This window comes from Variovorax sp. F042, assembly GCF_057814215.1.
In genome coordinates this window covers 1-297 of the sequence record NZ_JBVASX010000070.1, presented here as the reverse complement: position 1 = coordinate 297, position 297 = coordinate 1, and the positions used below count along the sequence as shown (strand labels likewise).

Below are 297 nucleotides of genomic sequence, written 5' to 3'. Positions count from 1 at the left end.
GAGTGCAGGTCCGAGCAGCGCCTCGGCCTGCACGAACACACCTACGCCGGCCAAGGCCGCGGACAGCAGTGCCTGGCCGTTGTTGGTGGTGAGCGGGCCGCGCACCGGCACGTGCACCGTCTCGCCCTTGCGCGTGAAGCGCCACGAATGGTTCGGCCCCCAGGTCGCGAAGCCCAGCAGCGGAAATGCCTCCAGGTCGGACGGGTGCTTCGGCTGACCGTGGCGCGCGACCCACGCGGGGCTGGCGACGGCATACATGCGCGCCAGCGCGAGCGGTCTTGCAATGTGCCGCTCGTC

1 protein-coding gene is annotated in these 297 nt (G+C 71.0%); it reads right to left on the bottom strand.

The annotated features are described in order from the left end of the window. Positions 1-297, bottom strand: a 297-nt coding sequence (locus tag ACZYSP_RS35440) for a LysR substrate-binding domain-containing protein (protein ID WP_489019229.1), incomplete at both ends; no start/stop codon positions are given.